This window comes from Streptomyces sp. NPDC054786 (assembly GCF_053611685.1).
Window position 1 is genome coordinate 17,184 of record NZ_JBSHAW010000055.1, and the last position, 21,834, is coordinate 39,017.

The 21,834-nt window shown below is 70.8% G+C and carries 21 protein-coding genes and 1 pseudogene; 8 read left to right on the plus strand and 14 right to left on the minus strand.

Going from position 1 to position 21,834, the window contains the following annotated elements; genetic code table 11:
- Positions 1–147: 147 nt before the first annotated feature.
- The 4 genes from pstB to pstS form a co-directional block, all read right to left on the minus strand.
- Positions 148–924, minus strand: a complete 777-nt coding sequence (gene pstB / locus ACWGI6_RS33860) for a phosphate ABC transporter ATP-binding protein PstB (protein ID WP_030992706.1) — start codon at positions 922–924, stop codon at positions 148–150.
- A 35-nt stretch (positions 925–959) separates the two neighbouring features.
- Complete coding sequence (gene pstA, locus ACWGI6_RS33865) at positions 960–2,039, minus strand: phosphate ABC transporter permease PstA (protein WP_453271050.1); 1,080 nt, start codon at positions 2,037–2,039, stop codon at positions 960–962.
- Positions 2,036–3,034 carry a phosphate ABC transporter permease subunit PstC gene (pstC, locus tag ACWGI6_RS33870; protein ID WP_453271051.1) on the minus strand — a complete coding sequence of 333 codons (999 nt, stop codon included), beginning with the start codon at positions 3,032–3,034 and terminating at the stop codon, positions 2,036–2,038. The genes pstA and pstC overlap by 4 nt, the downstream gene beginning before the upstream one ends.
- Before the next feature lie 132 nt (positions 3,035–3,166).
- Positions 3,167–4,288, minus strand: a complete 1,122-nt coding sequence (gene pstS / locus ACWGI6_RS33875) for a phosphate ABC transporter substrate-binding protein PstS (protein ID WP_453271052.1) — start codon at positions 4,286–4,288, stop codon at positions 3,167–3,169.
- A gap of 454 nt (positions 4,289–4,742) precedes the next feature.
- Here pstS and ACWGI6_RS33880 point away from each other — a divergent pair, with 454 nt between their 5' ends.
- The gene (locus tag ACWGI6_RS33880; protein ID WP_453271076.1) at positions 4,743–5,786 is read left to right on the plus strand and encodes an NlpC/P60 family protein; all 1,044 of its coding nucleotides are present in this window, start codon (positions 4,743–4,745) and stop codon (positions 5,784–5,786) included.
- A gap of 329 nt (positions 5,787–6,115) precedes the next feature.
- On the plus strand, positions 6,116–7,552 hold the full coding sequence (locus tag ACWGI6_RS33885) for a PP2C family protein-serine/threonine phosphatase (protein ID WP_453271053.1): 1,437 nt from the start codon (positions 6,116–6,118) through the stop codon (positions 7,550–7,552).
- A gap of 113 nt (positions 7,553–7,665) precedes the next feature.
- On the opposite strand, the gene ACWGI6_RS33890 is transcribed toward ACWGI6_RS33885, so the two are convergent.
- The 4 genes and pseudogenes from ACWGI6_RS33890 to ACWGI6_RS33905 form a co-directional block, all read right to left on the minus strand.
- Positions 7,666–8,010, minus strand: coding sequence for a DUF2516 family protein (locus ACWGI6_RS33890; protein WP_453271054.1), 345 nt, complete (start codon positions 8,008–8,010; stop codon positions 7,666–7,668).
- A 186-nt stretch (positions 8,011–8,196) separates the two neighbouring features.
- A complete protein-coding gene (locus ACWGI6_RS33895) occupies positions 8,197–8,820 on the minus strand; it encodes a hypothetical protein (RefSeq protein ID WP_453271055.1) in 624 nt (207 codons plus the stop codon).
- Between the two features lie 33 nt (positions 8,821–8,853).
- The gene (locus tag ACWGI6_RS33900; protein ID WP_393907700.1) at positions 8,854–9,300 is read right to left on the minus strand and encodes a helix-turn-helix domain-containing protein; all 447 of its coding nucleotides are present in this window, start codon (positions 9,298–9,300) and stop codon (positions 8,854–8,856) included.
- Between the two features lie 199 nt (positions 9,301–9,499).
- Positions 9,500–10,056 (minus strand): annotated as a pseudogene (locus ACWGI6_RS33905) (helix-turn-helix domain-containing protein); the annotation flags it as partial.
- Positions 10,057–10,276: 220 nt separating this feature from the next.
- On the opposite strand from ACWGI6_RS33905, the gene ACWGI6_RS33910 reads away from it, so the two are divergent.
- Positions 10,277–11,344, plus strand: a complete 1,068-nt coding sequence (locus ACWGI6_RS33910) for an MFS transporter (RefSeq protein ID WP_453271077.1) — start codon at positions 10,277–10,279, stop codon at positions 11,342–11,344.
- A 295-nt stretch (positions 11,345–11,639) separates the two neighbouring features.
- Here the strand turns inward: ACWGI6_RS33910 and ACWGI6_RS33915 are convergent, their stop codons facing one another.
- Positions 11,640–12,056, minus strand: coding sequence for a VOC family protein (locus tag ACWGI6_RS33915; RefSeq protein ID WP_453271056.1), 417 nt, complete (start codon positions 12,054–12,056; stop codon positions 11,640–11,642).
- Positions 12,057–12,066: 10 nt separating this feature from the next.
- The gene (locus ACWGI6_RS33920) at positions 12,067–12,516 is read right to left on the minus strand and encodes a helix-turn-helix transcriptional regulator (RefSeq protein ID WP_453271057.1); all 450 of its coding nucleotides are present in this window, start codon (positions 12,514–12,516) and stop codon (positions 12,067–12,069) included.
- A 283-nt stretch (positions 12,517–12,799) separates the two neighbouring features.
- On the opposite strand from ACWGI6_RS33920, the gene ACWGI6_RS33925 reads away from it, so the two are divergent.
- Positions 12,800–13,156 carry a VOC family protein gene (locus ACWGI6_RS33925; RefSeq protein ID WP_453271058.1) on the plus strand — a complete coding sequence of 119 codons (357 nt, stop codon included), beginning with the start codon at positions 12,800–12,802 and terminating at the stop codon, positions 13,154–13,156.
- 405 nt (positions 13,157–13,561) lie between these two features.
- Positions 13,562–15,958 carry an ATP-binding cassette domain-containing protein gene (locus ACWGI6_RS33930; RefSeq protein ID WP_453271059.1) on the plus strand — a complete coding sequence of 799 codons (2,397 nt, stop codon included), beginning with the start codon at positions 13,562–13,564 and terminating at the stop codon, positions 15,956–15,958.
- A 125-nt stretch (positions 15,959–16,083) separates the two neighbouring features.
- Here ACWGI6_RS33930 and ACWGI6_RS33935 read toward each other — a convergent pair whose 3' ends face one another.
- Entirely contained in the window at positions 16,084–16,977 is an 894-nt protein-coding gene (locus ACWGI6_RS33935; RefSeq protein ID WP_453271078.1) for a putative protein N(5)-glutamine methyltransferase, read from the minus strand.
- Between the two features lie 496 nt (positions 16,978–17,473).
- Here ACWGI6_RS33935 and ACWGI6_RS33940 point away from each other — a divergent pair, with 496 nt between their 5' ends.
- Entirely contained in the window at positions 17,474–18,466 is a 993-nt protein-coding gene (locus tag ACWGI6_RS33940; RefSeq protein ID WP_453271060.1) for an aldo/keto reductase, read from the plus strand.
- A gap of 57 nt (positions 18,467–18,523) precedes the next feature.
- On the opposite strand, the gene ACWGI6_RS33945 is transcribed toward ACWGI6_RS33940, so the two are convergent.
- Both ACWGI6_RS33945 and ACWGI6_RS33950 read right to left on the minus strand, forming a co-directional pair.
- On the minus strand, positions 18,524–18,898 hold the full coding sequence (locus ACWGI6_RS33945; protein WP_453271061.1) for a VOC family protein: 375 nt from the start codon (positions 18,896–18,898) through the stop codon (positions 18,524–18,526).
- Complete coding sequence (locus ACWGI6_RS33950) at positions 18,895–19,479, minus strand: TetR/AcrR family transcriptional regulator (RefSeq protein ID WP_453271079.1); 585 nt, start codon at positions 19,477–19,479, stop codon at positions 18,895–18,897. Before ACWGI6_RS33950 ends, ACWGI6_RS33945 begins: the two co-directional genes overlap by 4 nt.
- 199 nt (positions 19,480–19,678) lie before the next feature.
- Between ACWGI6_RS33950 and ACWGI6_RS33955 the strand changes: the two genes are divergently transcribed.
- Together ACWGI6_RS33955 and ACWGI6_RS33960 are read left to right on the plus strand one after the other, a co-directional pair.
- A complete protein-coding gene (locus ACWGI6_RS33955; protein WP_453271062.1) occupies positions 19,679–20,089 on the plus strand; it encodes a VOC family protein in 411 nt (136 codons plus the stop codon).
- Positions 20,090–20,124: 35 nt separating this feature from the next.
- Positions 20,125–20,955, plus strand: a complete 831-nt coding sequence (locus tag ACWGI6_RS33960) for a class I SAM-dependent methyltransferase (protein WP_453271063.1) — start codon at positions 20,125–20,127, stop codon at positions 20,953–20,955.
- 164 nt (positions 20,956–21,119) lie between these two features.
- On the opposite strand, the gene ACWGI6_RS33965 is transcribed toward ACWGI6_RS33960, so the two are convergent.
- Positions 21,120–21,686 carry an NADPH-dependent FMN reductase gene (locus ACWGI6_RS33965; protein ID WP_453271064.1) on the minus strand — a complete coding sequence of 189 codons (567 nt, stop codon included), beginning with the start codon at positions 21,684–21,686 and terminating at the stop codon, positions 21,120–21,122.
- Positions 21,687–21,834 lie beyond the last annotated feature (148 nt).

A 21,834-nucleotide genomic window follows, 5' to 3' on the forward strand; every position in this document is an offset into this window, starting at 1 on the left:
CGGCCGTGGCCGACCCACGCAGAGCAAAGGAATGGGCCCGCCCCCGGGAAGAGGGGCGGGCCCTTCGTCGTGCGGTGGCACCGCCATGCAGCACCGCAGGACGTGGAGGGGGCGGCCCGGCCGGAGCGGCCGGGCCGCACTCGCCGCTCAGCCGAAGCGGCCGGAGATGTAGTCCTCCGTGGCCTGGACCGACGGGTTGGAGAAGATCCGCTCGGTCTCGTCGATCTCGATCAGCTTGCCGGGCTGACCGACGGCGGCGAGGTTGAAGAAGGCCGTACGGTCCGAGACGCGCGCGGCCTGCTGCATGTTGTGCGTCACGATGACGATCGTGAAGCGCTCCTTGAGCTCACCGATCAGGTCCTCGATGGCGAGGGTGGAGATCGGGTCGAGCGCCGAGCACGGCTCGTCCATCAGCAGCACCTGCGGCTCGACGGCTATCGCGCGGGCGATGCACAGCCGCTGCTGCTGGCCGCCGGAGAGGCCGGAACCGGGCTTGTTCAGGCGGTCCTTGACCTCGTTCCAGAGGTTGGCGCCCTTGAGGGACTTCTCGACGATGTCCTTGAGCTCGCTCTTCTTGTAGGAGCCGTTCAGCCGCAGACCGGCCGCGACATTGTCGAAGATCGACATCGTGGGGAACGGGTTGGGGCGCTGGAAGACCATGCCGACGGTGCGGCGGACGGCGACCGGGTCGACGCCCGAGCCGTAGAGGTTCTCGTCGTCCAGCATCACCTTGCCCTCGACGCGGCCGCCGGGGGTGACCTCGTGCATCCGGTTCAGGGTGCGCAGGAAGGTCGACTTGCCGCAGCCGGACGGGCCGATGAAGGCCGTCACGGAGCGCGGTTCGACCGTCATCGAGATGTCGTCGATGGCCTTGTGGCTGCCGTAGTAGGCGGAGAGGCCGCTGACGTCGATTCGCTTGGCCATGGAAATCACTGCTTCTTTCGTGTCGCCGGGCTTGGTCAGCGGCCGGTCTTGGGGGCCTTCCAGCGGGCGATGCCGCGGGCCACCAGGTTGAGGATCATGACGAAGGCGATGAGGACCAGTGCCGCGGCCCATGCGCGGTCGTAGGAGGCCTCGGAACCCTGCTGCCACTGCTGGAAAACGTAGAGCGGAAGTGACTGCTGGGCATCTTCGAAGGGGTTGTTGTTGATCGTCTTCGCGCCCCACACCAAGAGCAGCACGGGTGCCGTCTCCCCGGTGATACGGGCGATGGAGAGCATCACGCCGGTGGTGATGCCGCCGATCGACGTCGGCAGGACGACCTTGAGGATGGTGCGCCACTTGGGCACGCCGAGGGCCAGGGACGCCTCGCGCAGCTCGTTCGGGACGAGCTTGAGCATCTCCTCGGTGGAGCGGACGACGACCGGCATCATCAGGATCGCCAGGGCCATCGCACCGGCGAAGCCGGACGGGCCGAAGCCGAGGATCAGGATCCACACGGAGAGGATGAACAGTCCGGCCACGATCGACGGGATACCGGTCATGACGTCGACGAAGAAGGTGACGGCCCGGGAGAGCCGGCCGCGCCCGTATTCGACGAGGTAGATCGCGGTGAGCAGACCGATCGGCGCGGCGATCAGGGTGGCCAGGCCGACCTGCTCCAGGGTGCCGATGATCGCGTGGTAGATACCGCCGCCGGGCAGCGCGTCCGGGGTGGTGCCCATCGAGTGCGACAGGAAGTAGCCGTTCAGGACCTTGGTGCCGCGGGCGACGGTCTCCCACAGGAGGGAGGCCAGCGGTACGACGGCGATCAGGAAGGCGAACCAGACCAGGCTGGTGGACAGCCGGTCCTTGGCCTGCCGGGCGCCCTCGACGCCCGCGGCCAGCGCGAACGTGCCGAAGACGAAGAGCAGGGCGGCGATCAGGCCCCACTGGATGAAGCTGTCCAGGCCGGCGGCCAGCCCGATGCCGCAGCCCGCGCCGGCCGCGACCAGCGCGAGAACCGGCGGGGTCCAGCGGGGCAGCCGGGCCTGCTTGAGGGAGACCGGAAGCGGGCTGCCGCCGTTCGAGACCGCGGGGCGGTCGGTCGTGATGCTCATGCGGCGGCTCCCGAGTACTCCTTGCGGCGGGCGATGATCAGGCGGGCCGCGCCGTTGACGAGCAGCGTGATCACGAAGAGGACGAGGCCGGAGGCGATCAGGGCGTCCTGGCCGAATGCATCGGCCTCGCTGAACTTGCTGGCGATGTTCTGGGCGAAGGTGCCGCCGCCCGGGTCCAGCAGGCTGGCGTTGATGAGGAAGCTGGGCGAGAGGACCGTGGCCACGGCCATCGTCTCGCCGAGCGCACGGCCCAGGCCCAGCATGGAGGCGCTGATGATGCCGGAGCGGCCGAAGGGGATCACCGACATCCGGATGACTTCCCAGCGGGTGGCGCCCAGCGCCAGCGCGGCCTCCTCGTGCATCTTCGGGACCTGCAGGAACACCTCGCGGCTCACGCTGGTCACGATCGGCAGGACCATGATCGCGAGCAGGATGCCGACGGTGAACAGCGAACGGGCCGCCCCGCCGCCGTACGAGAAGATGCCGGTCCAGCCGAGGTAGTCGTCCAGCCAGGTGTAGAGGCCGCTCAGGTGCGGGACGAGGAAGAGCGCGCCCCACAGGCCGTAGATGATGCTGGGCACCGCGGCGAGCAGATCGATGACGTAGCCGAGCGGCGAGGACAGCTTGCGCGGGGCGTAGTGCGAGATGAACAGCGCGATGCCGACCGCGACCGGGACCGCGATGACCATCGCGACCACCGAGCTGACGAAGGTGCCGAAGGCGAGGACCGCGATGCCGAACTTCGGGTCCAGCCCGCTGGCGTTCCAGTCCAGCGTGGTGAAGAAGTTGGCCTTGTCGCCGGAGATGGCGATCACGGAGCGGTAGGTGAGGAAGACCGCGATGGCGGCCATGATCACCAGGAGGGCGATACCGGAGCCCCGGGAGAGCCCCAGGAAGATCCGGTCACCGGGGCGGACCGCCGTGCCGGAGACGGCGGAGCTGCCGTCGTTGCCTGGCGGAGGCGGTGTGGCGGTTGTCGACGTAACTGAATTCATGGATTCTCCGGTCTGCGGAGCAGGTGAGGGCTCCTGGCGCGGCGGTGCACCGGACGGGCGACGGCCCGAAAGGGGCCCTGGTGAAGGGGCCCCTTTGGCCAAACGGCGGTCTACGGGCCGCCGCCCGGTGGGTCAGGAGAGCGTCGCGACGGTCTTGCGGACCTTGTCGGCGATCTCGGTGGGCAGCGGGGCGTAGCCGAGCTGCTTGAGCGCGCTCTGGCCGTCCTTGCTGGCGATGTAGGTCAGGAAGGACTTGGTGGCGGCCAGCGTCTCGGGCTTGTTGCCCTTGTCGCAGGCGATCTCGTTGGTCACCAGGGTGATCGGGTAGGCACCCTCGGCCTTGGTGGTGTAGTTGAGCTTCAGGGCCAGGTCGTTGCCCTTGCCGACCTGCTCGGCCTCGGAGATCGCCTTGGAGGCGTTGTCCACGGTGGCGTCGACCGGGGTCTTGGCGCCGGTGTTCAGCTTGACCGTGGGGATCTTGCTGGCCGTGGCGTACGACAGCTCGAAGTAGGAGATGGCGCCGCTGGTCTGCTTGACCTGCGAGGAGACGCCGGCCGAGCCGGAGGCCGCCTGGCCGCCGGTGCCTTCCCACTTCTTCGCCGGCTCGTGCTTCCAGTCACCGGGGGCCGCGCCCTTGAGGTACTTGGTGAAGTTGTCGGTGGTGCCCGAGTCGTCGGAGCGGTGGAACGCCTGGATCTTGAGGTCCGGGAGCTTCGCGTCCGGGTTCAGCTTCTTGATCGCGGCGTCGTTCCACTTGGTGATCTTCGCGTCGAAGATCTTCGCCAGGGTCGGGGCGTCCAGCACGAGGTTGTCCACGCCGGGGACGTTGTAGCCGACCGCGATCGGGCCGCCGACCATCGGCAGGTCGATCGCCTGGCCGCCCTTGCAGACCTGCTTCGACTTCGCGACCTCGTCGGGCTTGAGGGGCGAGTCGGAGCCCGCGAAGGCGGTCTGGCCCTGCAGGAAGGTGGTGACACCCGCGCCGGAGCCCGTCGGCTGGTAGTTGATCTCGGTGCCCTTGCAGGCGCCCGAGTAGTTCTGCACCCAGACGTCCATGGCGTTCTTCTGCGCGGACGAGCCGGACGCGAGCAGCTTGCCCTTGCCGTCGCACTTGATGTTCGACGGCTTGGCGGCGGCACCGCCGCCCGCACCGGAGGTGTCGTCGGAGCCGCACGCCGTCAGGGCCAGGGCACCCGAGACGGCGAGAGCGCCAACGGCGAGGGCGCGAACCCGGTTCTTGCGCTGAAGCTTCACTGTCGAAAGTTCCTTCCTGGGGCGCGCCGCTTTGTCGGCGTGCGAATGGTGAGGGTGATGAGGGCTACGCGGTATGCGATGCCAGCTAGCCGTGTCGCGCTTGCGCCGTGGGCGTGACGCGCACTCGGTACGGCTGAAATTAGGCAGATCAGGTGAAGCGGCCGAAGGAGGAGAGTGAACGCACGGTGAACCTCGGCCATCGGATGGGTGCGGGGGAGAAGCGCTCGCCAGCTCGTGCGAAACGGCCCGTCGCCCTGTTGAATTACCGGCCGGTATGGCAGCATCCGCGCCTGTAGGAACACGCGAATCGGTGCGGAACGACCGGAGGTGGCTGGTGGGGAGCCAGGGGGCACGGCAGGGCGTTCGTGACATAAGGGACGGGCGGGGCGGACGGGGCGTGTGGGGTGTGCGGGGCGGGCGTCTCGCAGCGTGCACCGCTGTCGTCCTGTGCGCGATGGGGCTGCTCGGCAGTACGGCGACGGCCGCCTACGCCGAAGCCCGGAAGAACCCGTCCGCGGACCCGGGAGGGGTCGCCGGTGCGGCCGCGGACGCCGACGCCCGGCGCCTGGACGGCGTACGCAAAAAGATCGACGCCCTTTACCGCAAGGCCGAGCAGGCCACCGACGCCTACAACGCCGCGAAGGAACAGGTCGAGCTCCAGCAGAAGGAGATCGTCAAACTGGCGCGCAGTATCGACACGACCCAGCACCGGGTATCCGCCCTCAAACGGCAGGCGGGCGCGCTGGCCAGCGCCCAGTACCGCGGCGGCGGGCTGCCCGCCGAGGCGAAGCTGGTGCTCAACGTCGACCCGGAGGGCTTTCTGGACAATGCCACCCTGGCGCGCAAGGGGCAGCTGGCAGCCAAGCGAATGATCAGCCAACTGTCGCACCTCAAGGGCGACTTGGAGGACTATTCGGATTTCGCCACGGACCGCTGGGAGAAGCTGGAGGCGAACCGCAAGAAGAAGGAGAGCGCCCAGCGGGACATCAAGAAAAAGATCGACGAGGCGAAGAAGCTGGAATCCCGGCTGGCCGCCAAGGAAAAGGACCGGCTGAAGAAGCTGGAGGACGAGCTGGCCTTCAAGCAGCAGCAGAAGTGGCTGGACTCGGGCGTACTGAAAGACATCAGCAACAAAGCATCGGCCGTCGGAAAGAAGGCGATTTCGTACGCCACCGCACAGATCGGCAAGGATTATGTGTGGGGTGCGGAAGGGCCGGACACCTTCGACTGCTCCGGGCTGACCCTGCGGGCGTGGCAGGCCGGCGGTCGGACCATTCCGCGGACCTCGCAGGAGCAGTGGCGTCAGCTGCCCCGGGTCGCGCTCAAGGACATGCGGCCGGGCGATCTGATCATTTACTTCTCCGATGCCAGTCATGTCGGGATGTATCTGGGTAACGGCGCGATTGTGCATGCGCCGCGGCCCGGCCGGCAGGTCACCATCACCGGCGCCGGCTCGATGCCGATCCTCGGCGTCGTCCGCCCCGACGGCGACGGCTGACGCCATGGCGCGGATCACACGCACGATAAATGACCGGATTGTTTGCTATCTGAGTGTTGCCGTCGTGTAGCGGAATGCACTCAAGCGGGGTGATGTTCGTCATTCCGCATTCCACCTTCCCCAGGTCAAATGGCTTATCGGGTGCGGCATATGACGATGGCCGATTGCCGTCGGGCATTCCATCCCACTCCGTACTGACGCTATGGTCGCCTGTCAGTGCCCGGTGTGCGCCGCCGCTTCATTGACCGACGAGCGGTGGGGAGCCGGGCACGGTGGCGCGCCGTCGGCGCCCCGCCGCACCCCTCGGGGGGAGGGAAGGAAGCAGACCAATGCCCGTACCCGTACCGCACCAGCGGACGGTCGTGCTGCCGCACCAGGCAGGACCGGTGGACGACGCCTGCGCGGATGCCGCGCGGGTCGCCGGCGCGCCGGGCGCGGGGGACGCGACGGCCCAGGGCGTGAGCGCCCCGGCCACCGGCGTGGACCGGCAGCCGGTCCACTCGGTATCGCAGGGCTCCCAGAAGCCCGAGCAGCAGTCGGCCGAGCGGCGAGTTTCGGCCGACCAGGGCCCGGTCCATCAGGGCCTGACCCTGCTGCTCATCGGCGAGGATCCCAACAGTCATGTCCCCGACATGTGGGACTGGGCGGGCCGGAAGGTGCGCCTGCGCACCGCCCGCAACCTCACCGAGGCCGAGCGGCTGCTCACCGACGATGTGCACTGCATCCTGCTCGACCTGCCGCCGCGGCAGCCCGGCGACCGCACGGAACGCGGTCCGGGCCACGGCGACACCCCCGATGACGAACTGGGCATGCTGCGCGACGTCCTGCGAATGGCCACCTCGCACGCCGTCCTCGTCCTCACCTACGAGACGGACGCCCAGCGCGCCGCCGATGCCGTACGCGTCGGCGCCCAGGACTACCTCTTCCGCGACGAGCTGGACGGCGCGGTGCTCAGTCGCGCGGTCCGCTACGCCGTCGAGCGCAAACGCGCCGACCTCGCGCAGCGCCAGCTCACCGAGTCGCGGATGCTCGCCCAGGAGAATGCCCGCCTGGAGCGCGGCCTGCTGCCGACGCCCCTGCTCGACGGCTCCAATCTGCGGTTCGCCGCCTGCTACCGCCCCGGCCGCAGCCGCGCGCTGCTCGGCGGCGACTTCTACGACACCGTCCGCACCCCGGACGGCACCGTCCACGCGATGATCGGCGACGTCTGCGGCCACGGCCCCGACGAGGCCGCCCTCGGCGTCGAATTGCGCATCGCCTGGCGCGCGCTGACCTTCGCCGGGCTCTCCGGCGACGAGCTGCTGGCCACCCTGCAGAAGGTGCTGGAGCACGAGCGCGCGGACGACGAGATCTTCGCGACGCTGTGCACCGTCGACATCTCCGCGGACGGCCGCCGCGCCGGTCTGTGCCTGGCCGGCCACCCGGCACCACTGCTGGCCCAGGCCGGCGAGGGCCCGCAGCTGCTGCCGTACGAATTCGGCGGCCCGGCGCTCGGCCTGCTGCCGCACGCCCGCTGGCCGCGCCGGCAGGTGGAACTGGGCGGCTCGTGGAGCCTGATGATGTACACCGACGGCCTGATCGAGGGCCGGATCGGCGAGGGGAATCAGCGCCTCGGCCAGGAAGGCATGACCGAACTGGTCAGCCGGCAGATGGCCGCCGGCCTCACGGGCGAGGAGCTGCTGGACGCCTCGGTCAGGGAAGTGCGCGATCTGAACGGCGGCGAGCTGACGGACGACGTGGCCGTACTGCTGCTGGACCGGCGGTAGGGCGACCGCTGCTGAAGCGGCGGTGAGGAGAGCGCTGCCGCTGCTGGAGCGGCGGTGAGGGCCGGTGGCCGAGTCGGCCCGGGTCCATGCCGGGCCAGGCCGTCCCGTCCCGCTCAGCGCCCGCCGTTGTAGGGCCCGTACGGCCCGTCCGAGCTGGAACCCCCGCGCCGGGGGCCGCGGCCACCGCCGGAGGCCTCCCGGAGTGCCGGGCGGACGTCGACGGTGTAGACGATCACCGCGATCACGCCGATGATCGGCAGGAACGACATGATCGGGAGAATGAACAGCAGCGCCGTGGCGAGGGTGAGGAAGATCAGCCACATGCCCTTGGTCTGCTTGCTCGCGGCGCGATAGGCGTCCTCGCGGCGCACGGCCGCATCGATCAGCATCACGGCGGCATAGACACCCAGGGCGAGCTGCACCCAGCTCAGAATGCTCTGGAACCCGTAAATCAGCACGCCTTACACCGCCCGTTCGCCAGTCGTGTCGTCTCGGTCCGCGGCGGCCGTCTGCCGCCCGTGCGGCCCCACCGTACCCGGACAACGGGCCGGGCACCCGAAGTGTGCCCGGCCCGGCCCGTGAAACGGGACCCCCGGCGAAAGGTGAGCGAACTCACGCACCCTCGCCGCGTGATCCCTGCGCTGTCACTTGGCGGACGGCGGGGTGCTCTTCTTCGCCGGCGTCGGGGCCGGCTTGCGCTGCGCGACGGGCTTCTTCGTCGCGGCCGGCTTGGGCTGCGTCGAGGGGGTGGCCTTGGTCTCGGCCTTGGCGCCGTTCGCCGCCTGGGGCTTCGGGCTCGTGCCGCTCTTGCCCGCCTGCTTCGGCTCCGGCTCGATCGCCACCGCGAGGTCCTCGACCTGGTCGGCGGCCTCGCCGCGCCAGGTCGCCACCGCGCCGCGACCGCGCTCGGCCAGCTCCTCGTAGCCCTCACGGGTCCGGACGACGGCCTCGGCCGCGCGGCCCACGCCCTGCAGCGCCAGCTCCTGCGCCTGGTCACGGACCTTCTTGATGTCGCCGTCGAGCGAGCCCAGCAGCTCGGTCAGCTTCTCCTTGGCGTCCTTGGCCTGCTTGGTGACCAGTGCCTGGACGTCCTTGGGGTCGGTGCTGCGGACGGACTCGAAGCGCTTGGGCGCCTGGACCCGGATCTTCTCGACGAACTGCGGCACCTCGCCGAGCTTCTCGGCGGCCAGGTCGACGGTGCCGGCCAGGGCGTACAGCGGGGTCGCGTCGGTCAGGGCCTTGCGGAGGTCATCGGTATTGATGGCCATGACGTTATTCCTCCTGGAAACGAAGTCGGTTGCTCAGGTGGCGTGCGGGCCGCCGTCGGCCTCTGTCTCAAGGGAGTCCGTGCCGCGCCCGTTCTCAGGTCCGCTCGCAGCGGCGACCTTGCCGCCGCTCCCGAGCCCGTTCTCCTTGCGGAAGGACTCGTAGATCTGCAGCAGAACCTGCTTCTGCCTCTCGTTCAGCGCCGGGTCGGTGAGTATCGCGGTCTGCACCTCGACCCCGTCCAGACCGTGCCGTTCGTCCAGAATCCCGGCCTGGACGTACAGCGTCTCGGCGGATATCCGCAGCGCCTTGGCGAGCTGCTGCAGGATCTCCGCGCTCGGCTTGCGCAAGCCGCGCTCGATCTGACTGAGGTACGGGTTGGACACCCCGGCGGCATCCGCGAGCTGCCGCAGGCTCAGCTGCGCCGTGCGCCGCTGCTCCCGCAGGAACTCGCCGAGATTGCCGACGTTGAGTGATGCCATACAACGATGGTGCCTCGTAGTGCTAACTATTGCAAGCAAGATGCTAGCGGGAGTGGTCCGGTCGAGTGGGGCGGGCCACTGGGACCGAGTCCCCGGGAGTGACCGAGCACGAAGGATCCACCGTCATCGTCGGACGTACCGGCCTGCGCCTTTCGCCGGTCGGACCCGGCTGGTGGAGCCCCGGGTCCGGCTCCCGGTCACCGGTACCGGCCCCCGACGCCTCCACGAGCACCGCCCCGGCCGCCGTCCGCACGTACAGCACCGATCGCCCCGCCCTCCGCCGCTCCACCAGCCCCGCATCCAGCAGCACCCGCAGATGCCGCCCCACCGACCCCAGCCCCTGCCCGGTCACGGCGACCAGCTGGGTCGTACTCAGGGGAGCCCCGAGCAGCACCAGCAATCCGGCCCGCGCGGTCCCGATGAGCGCCCCGAGCCCGGCCGGGACGGGCCGCCGGTCGTGGTCCTCGGCGAGCACCCCGAGACACGGGTGGACGACGGCGTACCGTTCCCGTCCCTCCAGAAGAAGTCGGCGATCCAGGACGTGCCGAGTGCCGCCCGCACGAGCAGCGCGGTCACCGGGTCGGCCGCGAGGCGCGCGCGGTAGCCGGGCAGGTGTGCGCGCAGCCAGGCCTCCTCGCCCGGATGGGCGCCGGTCCCCGTGTGCAGCAGTTTGAGGCTCGCGAAGGTCTCGGCGAACGGCGAGAGCACGAAGCGGCTGCGGGCGAGGGTGTCGGTGTCGATCCGCCATAAGCCCATGCGTACGAACTTTCGCGTGTCGGCGAAACAGTAACCACGGCCCCCGGGCCGCTCCGAGACTCCGACGCATGCGCAGCTATCGACCCTGTTCCGCACCCCGGAGTTCACCCCGTTCCTGCTCTCCTTCTCCGCCTACGCCGCGGCCCAGACGATCGGCGGCCTGGCCCTCGGCACGCTGGTCTTCCGGGCCACCGGCTCCCCGCTCCTGTCGGCGGTGAGCATGTTCGGCCCGCAGCTGGCGCAGTTGCTGGGAGCCACGTTCCTGCTCTCGGGCGCCGACCGTCTGCCCCCACGCGCGGTCCTTTCCGGCCTCGGCCTCGCCTTCGCGGCCGGTACGGCGGTACTGGCGCTGCCCGGCCTGCCGGTCGGGGCGGTCTTCGCCGTCGTACTGGCGCAGGGCCTGATCGCGTCCCTGGGCGGGGGAGTGCGCGCGGGACTGTTGAACGACATCCTGTCGAAGGACGGCTATGTCCTGGGCCGTTCCGTGTTCAACATGCTCTGGGGCCTGATGCAGGTGGCCGGTTTCGCGACGGGCGGCGCGCTGCTGGCGCTCCTGACCCCGAGGGCGTGCCTGCTCCTGGCGGCGGCGCTGTACGTGATGTCGGCCCTCGGCAGCCGCCTGGGCCTCACGGCCCGCCCGCCGCGCTCCGCCGGCCGCCCGTCCGTCTCGGCGACCTGGCGCACCAACGCCCTCCTGTGGTCCTCGCGCCCCCGCCGCCTGACGTACCTGGGCCTGTGGATCCCCAACGGCCTGGTGGTCGGCTGCGATTCGCTCTTCGTCTCCTACGCCCCCGGGGCGGCCGGGACGCTGTTCGCGTGCGGGGCGCTGGGCATGTTCGTGGGCGACGTGACGGTGGGCCGCCTGGTACCGCCCGCGTGGCGCCCCCGTCTCGCGGTCCCGCTGCGCCTGCTGCTGGCGACGCCCTACCTGGTCTTCGTCCTACGGCCGGGAGTGGCACTGTCGGCCGTGGCCACCGCCGTGGCCTCCGTCGGCTTCGGCGCGGGCCTGGTCCTGCAGGAACGCCTGATGTCCCGCACTCCCGACGACCTCGCGGGCCAGGCACTCGGCCTGCACTTCGTCGGTATGTCCACCCTGCAGGGTGTCAGCGCGGCCCTGGCGGGCACGATGGCCCAACTGACCTCCCCGGCCACGGCGATGACGGTGCTGGCGGCCGGATCGGTCACCGTGACCCTGACCCTCGCGGCGCTGGGCAGGCACGAGGCACGACAGCCGGCCGCCCCCGGTACGGGTCCGGGCGTTCTGCCGGAACCCGCCGCCACGGACTAGCCAGGTGTGCTGTCCGGCGGATCCGGCCGACTGCAGGCAACGGCGCCTTATCAGGGCAGGTGAGCGGGGTCTGATGGGTGCAGTGGCAAGGCGGAGGAGGGCGTCGAAGCGGTGTCGTCGGCAACCGACGACAACGCCGCTGGGGGTGCCCCCTCTGACGCTGACCGGCCACATTCCGGTGCCGTTCACGAGCGGCGAACCGGCCGGTCCGGAGTGGACCGGCCGGTTCGCCGGGTTCGTCCGGGCGACGCGGTCCGGAGCCCCGGGCCCCTGAGCCGGGCCCGGGGCCAACGGCTCACTTGCCGAGGGGCTGGTTGAAGCGCAGCAGGTTGCCGGCGGGGTCGCGGAACGCGCAGTCGCGGACGCCGTAGAACTGGTCCATCGGCTCCTGCAGCACCTCGCCGCCCGCGGCGCTGATGCGCTCGAAGGTGGCGTCGCAGTCGTCCGTCGCGAAGATGACGCCGCGCAGCAGGCCCTTGGCCATCAGCTCCGCCATGGCCTGTCGGTCGTCCGGTGAGGCGTTCGGGTCGGCGAGCGGCGGTTCCAGGACGATGCTCACGTCCGGCTGCGAGGGCGCCCCGACGGTCACCCAGCGCATCCCCTCGAATCCGACGTCGTTGCGTACCTCAAGGCCGAGTACGTCGCGGTAGAAGGCGATCGCCTTGTCGTGGTCGTCGACGGCGATGAAGCATTGGGAAAGCCTGATGTCCATGCCGTTCACGCTACGGCCGAGGCGCGGTGCTCGCTTCTGCGTTCCTGACCGGCCGTGTGTGGATCTTGGCCATGCATGCCGGGATGGCGGCGCCATGGTCATGGCTCCGGGCCCGATAGCTGCTCGGGCTCTCGCCGACCAGCTCGCTGAAGCGCGAGCTGAACGACCCCAGGGACGTACAGCCGACCGCGAAGCAGACCTCGGTCACCGTGAGATCGCCGCGCCGCAGCAGCGCTTTGGCCCGCTCGATGCGGCGGGTCATCAGGTAGCTGTACGGCGTCTCGCCGAAAGCGGCGCGGAAGCTGCGGGAGAAATGGCCCGGCGACATCAGGGCGCCACGCGCCAGCGCCGGGACGTCGAGCGGCTCCGCGTAGTCGCGGTCCATCCGGTCGCGGGCCCGCCGCAGCCGGACGAGGTCGTCGAGCTCCTGCCGTCTCACGCGGTCAGTTTCCCACAGCATCCGAGGTCGGTGATGAGGAACTTGGACGGTGCCCCGGAGCCGGAGCGCCACGCGGCGCGCCCGGCGGCGGGGATCCGTCGTGCGTCGCGAAAACAGGTGCGTCGCGGAACGGGTGCCCGGACCGGTCAGGATTCGAGAAGCGCGGGTCACAAAGCCGCGGCTAGCGTGACTGCCGTGGACTTCACCCTTCACCTCCGGGGCGATCGGGCTGCCGGTTTCTCCGGATTTCCCGTTCGACCGTAAGCCGGACGGTCCCCACCGGATCCAAGACTCAGGAGTGACCATGACCAGCGCATCGACCCAGGGAATCAAGACCGTGCTGCATCCCGTGTCCGACCTCGCGGCGGCCAAGGAGGTGTACGCCGCCCTGCTCGGCGTAGCGCCGCAGGCCGACGAGTCCTACTACGTCGGCTTCGAGGCCGCGGGCCAGCACATCGGGCTGGTGCCGGGCGGCGGACCGCAGGGCATGACCTCGCCGGTGGCCTACTGGCACGTGCCGGACATCGAGGCGAAGCTGGACGAGGTCACCGCAGCGGGTGCCACGGTGAAGGAGCCCGCGCACGACGTCGGTGGCGGCCGCCTGGTGGCCACCTTCACCGACCCCGACGGCAACGTTCTCGGGCTGCTCCAGGACCGATGAGTGCCGCTCGCCGCTCCCGCGCCCGGCGTCGCCCCCCCCGCCCCCGTGCCCGGTGTTGTCGCGACACCGGGCACCGGTTCGGCCGCGACACCGGCGCCCGGGGGGCCGGTGCCTCGGCGGCCGGGGCGCCGTACCGGGTGCCGCTATCCTTCGGCCGGGACGGCGAGGCACTGCAGATGGCCACGCCGACGGACAGCCGGAGCGGCGGGGCGCACCTCACGGCCGGAGGCCGGGGGAGAACCTGGCCGCCACCCGGGCCGTTCGGCCGGGGACGGGCCACACCCGCGATGTGTCCATGACCGAGGGCGTAGCTGAGGTCCTCGATATCGCTCGAAGCCGGTCGGACCGGGCCAGGCGACGCCTACGGAGACCGCGCAGGCGGCCCGCCCAACAGAGGGAGACACGATGAGCACGGCCACGAGGACGGGCACGCAGTCGCCCGCGCTGCACGATGCCGACAGCCACGATGTGATCCGCGTGCACGGCGCGCGCGTGAACAACCTCAAGGACGTCAGCGTCGAGCTCCCGAAGCGCCGGCTGACGGTGTTCACCGGCGTCTCCGGCTCGGGCAAGAGCTCTCTGGTGTTCGGCACGATCGCCGCGGAGTCGCAGCGGCTGATCAATGAGACCTACAGCGCCTTCGTACAGGGCTTCATGCCGACACTGGCGCGGCCCGAGGTCGACGTACTCGAAGGGCTGACGACCGCGATCATCGTCGACCAGCAGCGGATGGGCGCCGACGCCCGCTCCACGGTCGGCACGGCCACCGACGCCAACGCGATGCTGCGCATCCTCTTCAGCCGACTCGGGCAGCCGCACATCGGCTCGCCCAACGCGTTCGCCTTCAACGTCCCCTCGGTCCGGGCGAGCGGTGCCCTCACGATCGAACGCGGTGCCGGCAAGACCGTGAAACAGACCTTCCACCGCACCGGCGGCATGTGTCCGCGCTGCGAAGGCCGGGGCACGGTCTCCGATATCGACCTCACCCAGCTCTTCGACGACTCCAAGTCGATCAACGAGGGCGCGATCACGATCCCCGGCTACAGCGTCGACGGCTGGTACGGCCGCATCTTCAGCGGCTCCGGGTTCCTCGACCCGGACAAGCCGATCCGTAAGTACACCAAGGCCGAGCTGCACAACTTGCTCCACAAGGAGCCGACCAAGATCAAGGTCGACAACATCAACCTGACGTACGAGGGTCTGATCCCGAAGCTGCAGAAGTCGATGCTGTCCAAGGACCGGGAGGCGATGCAGCCGCACATCCGGGCGTTCGTGGAGCGGGCGGTGACGTTCACCGCGTGCCCCGAGTGCGGCGGCACCCGGCTCAGTGAGGGGGCCCGGTCGTCGCGGATCGGCGAGATCAACATCGCCGATGCGTGCGCGATGCAGATCAGCGACCTGGCCGGATGGGTCGGCGGACTCGACGAGCCGTCGGTGGCGCCGCTGCTGACGACGCTGGGGGCGACGCTCGACTCGTTCGTGGAGATCGGGCTGGGCTACCTCTCGCTCGACCGGCCGTCGGGCACGCTGTCGGGCGGCGAGGCGCAGCGCGTCAAGATGATCCGCCACCTCGGCTCCTCGCTCACCGACACCACCTATGTCTTCGACGAGCCCACCACGGGCCTGCACCCCCATGACATCCAGCGGATGAACGACCTGCTGCTGCGGCTGCGCGACAAGGGCAACACGGTGCTCGTCGTGGAGCACAAGCCGGAGACGATCGCGATCGCCGACCACGTCGTCGACCTCGGCCCCGGTGCCGGCACGGCGGGCGGCACCGTCTGTTTCGAGGGCACCGTCGAGGGGCTGCGGGCCGGCGGCACCATCACCGGACGCCATTTCGGCGACCGGGCCGCCCTCAAGGAGGCGGTGCGCAAGCCCACCGGCACGCTGGAGATCCGCGGGGCGACGACGCACAACCTGCGGGACGTCGACGTCGACATCCCGCTCGGGGTGCTGGCCGTCGTCACCGGTGTCGCCGGCTCCGGCAAGAGCTCGCTCGTGCACGGGTCGCTGGTCAACGGTTCCGCCGGCGCGGAGGTGGTGTCGGTCGGCCAGGGCGCGATCCGCGGCTCGCGGCGGAGCAACCCGGCGACGTACACCGGACTGCTCGACCCGGTCCGCAAGGCCTTCGCGAAGGCCAACGGCGTGAAACCGGCCCTGTTCAGCGCCAACTCCGCGGGCGCCTGCCCCACTTGCAACGGCGCCGGCGTCGTCTACACCGACCTGGCGATGATGGCCGGCGTGGCCACCACCTGCGAGGAGTGCGAGGGGAAGCGGTTCCAGGCAGCGGTTCTCGACCACCACCTCGGTGGCCGCGACATCAGCGAGGTGCTCGCGATGTCGGTGGCCGAGGCGGAGGAGTTCTTCGGCGCCGGCGAGGCGCGCACGCCGGCCGCGCACAAGATCCTCGGCCGGCTCGCCGACGTCGGGCTCGGCTACCTCAGCCTCGGCCAGCCGCTCACGACGCTGTCCGGCGGCGAGCGGCAGCGGCTCAAGCTGGCCACGCACATGGCCGAGAAGGGCGGCGTCTACGTCCTCGACGAGCCGACCGCCGGCCTTCACCTCGCCGACGTCGAGCAGCTGCTCGGTCTGCTCGACCGGCTCGTCGACTCCGGCAAGTCGGTCATCGTCGTCGAGCACCACCAGGCGGTCATGGCGCACGCCGACTGGATCATCGACCTCGGCCCCGGCGCGGGCCACGACGGCGGCCGGATCGTCTTCGAGGGCACTCCCGCCGACCTCGTCGCCGCCCGCTCCACCCTCACCGGCGAGCACCTCGCGGCGTACGTCGGCACCTGACCGGGCCGGTGGCCGGCGCCAAGTTCGCCTGAGGACAGCCCCCTTGGCACCACGGTTTTGCTGCCGCCGTCGTGACGAGGCCTCCGCTGCCACCCCCCGTCACGACGGCACCGCTGCCACCCCCGTCACGACGTTTTTACTGCGCCTCCCGCGCCGGCCGGCCGGGTCCCTATGACGACCGTGGCGTAGAGCTCGTCGGAGTCGGCCACCCGGGGGAGCAGCCCGTTGCGGGTAAAGGCGTCGACGGCCCGCGATGCCTGCCGTTCGCTCGTCTCGACCAGCAGATGGCCCCCCGGTGCCAGCCACCGGGGGGCGGCCGCGGTCACCCGCCGCAGGACGTCGAGTCCGTCCGCGCCGCCGTCGAGCGCGACCAGTGGCTCGTGCTCGCGGGCCTCGGGCGGCAGCAACCCGACCTCTTCGGTCGGTACGTAGGGAACGTTGGCCACCAGGATGTCGATACGGCCGCGGAGGTCCGCGGGCAGCGCGTCGAAGAGGTCGCCCTCGTGGACCGCGCCGCCGGCGGCGGCGATGTTGCCGCGGGCGCAGCGCACCGCGGCGGGCTCGATGTCGGCGGCGTACAGCTCGACCCGGCCCAGGGCGGCGGCCAGCACGGCGCCCACCGCGCCGGAACCGCAGCACAGGTCGACGACGACCGGGAGCCGCCCGGTGCGCTCGGCGGTCCGGAGACCGAGGCCGACGGCCTGGCCCACGAGGAACTCGGTGCGGCGGCGCGGTACGAACACCCCGGGATCGACGGTGATCCGCCGCCCGCAGAACTCCGCCCAGCCGACGACGTGTTCCAGGGGCAGGCCGAGGGTGCGCCGCTCCACCATGGCGGCGAGTTCGTCGGCCGTACGGGCGGTGGCGAGGAGCAGCTCCGCCTCGTCCTCGGCGAAGACGCAGCCGGCGGCGCGCAGCGTGGTGACGACGGCGGAGCGGGAGAGGGGTGCGGAAGCGGGTGCCGCAAGGGGCGAGGAGAGAGGTGACGGGGAGGAGAGAGGTGACGGGTGGGACGGCATCGGAGCGGACGACATGTGAGCCTTTCGGGGCGCCGAGGGCGCTTCCCGGGTCACTTGCGTCGGGCGGTCACCTGCATCGGGTGGACCGTACGGGCGTGAGCCGGGAGCGCCTGCCTGGTCTGGCGGGGAATCGGTCTCACCTCCTGGGTCGGTCCACTACTGGGGGCGCAACATTACCTGACGGGGCCGCGGCGCACAGGCGGGCGGGCAAGGCCCGATGCCGGCCCCTGCCTCTCTTTCCCTCTCGCGCCACGGGCGCCACGGGTGTCGGTACGGGGCGCGTGCGGCCAAGCGCGGCCGGCTGCCCCAGCCAACGAGCCGTGGCGCACAGCGCCCTGGCGATGCCGTGTTGACTTGGAGCGCGCTCCAACTCATAGCGTCCGGGACGGGATTCCGGAACAGGTCCGCCACGAGGGCCCCGGGGTTCAGGAATCAGGGAGGGATCAGGGTCGGCGATCCGGGTCCGTCCGTCGTACGTCCAGGAGGTAGCAGCAGCATGACCACGACGAACATCCCGTCGCGTCACCTCGGCGAGCTGGTGGTTTCCGCGCAGGGGCTCGGCTGCATGGGGATGAGCCACGGGTACGGGGAGTCGGACGACGCACAGTCGGTGGCGACCATCAACCGGGCGCTCGACCTCGGTGTGAGCCTGCTGGACACCTCCGATTTCTACGGGGCGGGGCACAACGAGGAGCTGATCGGCCGGGCCGTCGCCGGCCGGCGGGACGAGGTGGTGCTGGCGACGAAGTTCGGGTTCGCCAACCGGCTCGGTGAGCCGACCGCGATCCGTGGCGATGCCGCGTACGTACGGGAGGCCTGTGACGCGTCGCTGCGCCGGCTCGGGGTCGATCACATCGACCTCTACTACCAGCACCGCGTCGACCCGGACGTGCCGATCGAGGAGACCGTCGGTGCGATGGCCGAACTCGTCGCGGCGGGCAAGGTGCGGCACCTCGGGCTGTCCGAGGCGGGCGCGGCGACCCTCCGGCGGGCGCATGCGGTGCATCCGATCGCCGCGCTGCAGAGCGAGTGGTCGCTGTGGACCCGCGATCTGGAGCAGGAGATCGCGCCGGTGTGCCGTGAACTGGGCATCGGCCTGGTGCCGTTCTCGCCGCTCGGGCGCGGCTTCCTGACCGGGCGCTACACCTCGGTGGAGGGGCTGCCGGAGTCGGATCTGCGCCGCGGCCAGCCGCGCTTCGCCGACGGCAACCTGGAGCAGAACCTCGCCATCGTCGAGCAGCTCGACGCACTCGCCGCCCAGAAGGGCGTCAGCGCCGGTCAGCTCGCCCTGGCCTGGGTGCAGCACCGCGGGGACGACGTCGTGCCGATCCCCGGCACCCGCCGGGAGAAGTATCTGGAGGAGAACCTCGGCGCGCTCGCCATCGAGCTGACCGCCGCGGAACTCGCCGCGATCGACGCCGCGGCACCGGCCGGCCGGATCGCCGGCACGCGCTACGACGAGGCCAGCATGACGTTCGTCAACAGGTGACGCGGCCCAGGGCTGTCGGAGCCAGCGGGGGAACTCCGACAGCCGGGAGGCGCTTGCTCACACCGGCGACATGACCTCGTAGAGGTTGCGGGAATCGTCGCGGAAGAACAGGCCCCGGGCGCACAGCGGATGGTCGGTCCGGCCGTTGTCCGGCGCGGCGGGGTCATTGCCGTAAGGGATGCCGGCGGCCTCGATGCGGGCCAGGATCCCGTCGAAGGTCTCGGGGTCGACGTCGAAGGCGAGGTGGTGGCCCTCGGCGTCCGGCACGGTCATGAAGTCGAGGGTGAGCGTCTCGTTCACCCGGACCGGGGCGAAGTGTCCCAGGCGCCCGGCCGGCGGGAGCTCCGGCAGGCCCATGACCGAGGCGAAGAGGCGGGCGGCGACGCGGTGGTCGGCGGCCGGGACGATGGTGTGGTTGAGGGTCACGGTCATCGGTCGTTCCCGGGGTGGTGGAGGGTGCCGCGCAGCAGCACGTCGATGAGTTCGTCGGGTGTGAGCGGGGCATCGGCGTCCGATACCGGCGTCTGCAGCCGGGTGAACAGCAGACCCAGAAACGCGGCGGAGACCTTTTCGGGGCTCAGCCGGAACGCGGCCCGGTCGGGTTCGATCAGCTCGATGACGGCGTTGCGCAGGGCGGTGACGGACTCCGCCCGGCGGTCCCGCGGCGGACCGTCCCCGTCGTCGCTGCCGGCGCCGGGTTCGCGGCCGCGGAGGTGCCCGGAGCCATGGAGGGCTCCGATGACGGTGCCCATGCGTTCCATATGGGCGCGCAGCGCCTCGGCGGCTTCGGTGAGCCGTACGGCGAGCGGTTCGTCCAGGGAGACCGAGGCGAGCTCGCGCAGGACGTGGTCCGTGCCGGCCGCCTCGGCGACACAGGCGTCCAGCACCTCGTCCTTGTCCTTGAAGGCCCGGAAGATCGTGGCCTCCCCGATACCGGCGGCGCGGGCGATCTGGCTGGTGGTGACGGCCGCGCCGTACTCCGCCACGAGCGGCAGCGCGGCGGCCACGATCATGGCCCGGCGCTGCTCGACGCTCATGCCGGGGGCGCGTTTACGGGAGGTTGGGGGCATGGCTCCACGGTACGGAGTGAGTACTCACTCCGTCAATGGGTGCGCGCATCCGTCCCCCGCTCCTTAGACTTCTTGCAGCGCGACAGGCCCGGTGCCGACGGCCGCTGAGCAGGGCCGTCGCCGTACGGAAGGACGGCGCGCCATGGACTGGAAGCTCGAACTGGTGCCGATTCCGGTGACCGACGTGGAACGGGCGAAGCACTTCTACAGCGAGCAGATGGGCTTTGCCGTCGATCACGACATGAGCGTCGGCGGCGAGGTGCGCGTGGTGCAGCTGACGCCGCCGGGGTCGGGCTGCTCGATCGTCATCGGCGCGGGCGACGGGATCGCGGAGGCGAAGCCCGGTTCGGTGCAGGGGCTGCAGCTGGTGGTCCCCGATATCGCCGCGGCCCGCGCGGAGCTGGTCGAACGGGGCGTGGTGGCCGGTCCCGTACAGCATGTGGAGGACGGGGCGATGGCCGACGGGCCCGGCGGGACATGGAACTCGTTCGTCTACTTCAGCGACCCGGACGGCAACGGCTGGGCGCTGCAGGAGGGCCCTCCCGGGGACTGAGGGACACGGGGTCGCGGGGCTCCTAGGATCGGTGGATGGCGACGGTTCAGGAAGAATTTCTGCGGACCTTTCATGCCGCGCATCCCGCGGTGACCGTGCGGGCGTTGGCCCATGGGCGGGCCGGGGACGGCCGTTCCAGTTACGAGATCCTGCGCGACCGGGTGGCGGCGTGCGGCCGGGTGCTCGATCTCGGCTGCGGCGACGGGCTGCTGCTGGAACTCCTCGCGGAGCGGGAAGCGGGTGCCCGGCGAACGCTCGCCGGAATCGACCTGTCCGCCGAGGAGTTGACGCTGGCCCGTGGCCGGCCGGGCGTCGAGGGGGCGGACCTCCGGGTCGGCCGGGCGCAGCAACTGCCGTTCCACGACGGCCGGTTCGACGGCTGTGTCTCCCATATGGCGTTGATGCTGATGAGCGATGCGGGCCAGGTGGCGGCGGAGCTGGCACGCGTGCTGGAGCCGGGCGGGACGCTGGCCGTGGTCCTGGGGGGCGGGGCGGCCGGGGGTGAGGCGTGCGAGAGGTTTCTGCAGCTGGCCAAGCCGCTGTTCACGTCGGCGCCCGCGGAGCAGCGGATCCCGTCGCTCGGGGACCCGCGGGTGCGCACCCGCGAGGGCTTCGATGCGGTGTTCCGCCCGGCCGGATTCGGCCCGGTGGAGTGGGAGACCGTACGGATCGATCTGTCCGGCCCGCCCGAACAGATCTGGCGGACCGTCGGCGGCTACTACGACCTCGGACCCTTCGACGCCGCGGTCATGACGGATCTACGGACCCGCTTCGAGGCGGAGTCGGCGGCGATGGCGCTGCCGGACGGCCGCATTCCGTGCGCGATGAACGTGCACCTCGCGACGGCCGTACGGCACGACACCTGAGGGGACCGAGCGCCGTAAGTGCCGGAAGCGCCACGGGAGAAGCGGCGCTCTGGCCCCTGCCCCGGGGCGGTGCCGGCCGACGAGACGGACGGTCTGGTCTCGGCGCTCGTCGACCGTGCGACCGGGCCGGCGGGCGAGGGGCAACGGGCCCGCCGGGTGCGGCCTCAGCCGCCGTAGGGGCGGCTCGCACGGGCCTCGCGAAGGGCCACCGCCCACCAGGTCAGCTGATGGAGCAGGGTGTCGGCGGCCTGGGTGGCGGGGGCCGGGTCGCGCAGGCGGCCCGCATCGTCGAAGAGGTTGCCGGCGAGCGAGAAGCTCACCGTTTCGCGCACCGTGGTGGCATGCAACTCGGCGAACACCAGCCGCAGTTGTTCCACGGCGCGCAGGCCGCCGGAGATCCCGCCGTACGAGACGAAGCCGACCGGCTTGGCCTGCCACTGGCCGTGCAGCAGGTCGATGGCGTGCTTGAGCGGGGCCGGGAAGGAGTGGTTGTACTCCGGCGTGATCACGACGAAGGCGTCCGCCTCGTCGACCCGCTTGGCGAAGGACTCGTACTCCTCGCTGCCGTAACGGAGTTCGTACGGGCGGACGGTGTCCAGGTCGATGACGTCCACGTCGATGTGCGGGTGGCTTTCGGTGTGCCGGGTGAACCAGTTCGCGATGACGGGCGCGAACCGGCCCTCCCGGGTGCTGCCGATGATCACTGCGAGGCGGTAGGGGTGCTCGGACATGGGGGGCCCTTCGTGGCGTGGCACGTGCGTCGGTGGACGGCGGCGTTGCCGTCGAAACCCGACGCTAGGACCTCAAGCGGACTTGAGGTCAAGCGTGTGGTGCCCCGCAGGGGCCTTGCTCACGGACGGGCTGCCGGGGCCCCGCCCA